Here is a 244-nt window from a genome sequence, read left to right on the forward strand (position 1 = left end):
GCCGGGCGCGGCTTCCTGCTTCAGGGCGGCGATTGTGCGGAGAGCTTCGCCGAGCATAGCGCGAACAACATCCGCGACACATTCCGCGTCATCCTGCAAATGGCGGTCGTGCTGACCTGGGCCTCGAAGCTGCCGGTGGTGAAGGTCGGCCGGATGGCGGGCCAGTTCGCCAAGCCCCGCTCGACCGCGACCGAGACGATCGACGGTGTCGAGCTGCCCAGTTACCGCGGCGACAACATCAACG

1 protein-coding gene is annotated in these 244 nt (G+C 66.8%); it reads left to right on the forward strand.

What is annotated here, in order from left to right; translation table 11 throughout:
• On the forward strand, positions 1–244 hold a 244-nt coding region (locus tag AC0IW9_RS31705; RefSeq protein ID WP_471652253.1), incomplete at both ends, for a 3-deoxy-7-phosphoheptulonate synthase.

Source organism: Belnapia sp. AC561 (genome assembly GCF_979252845.1).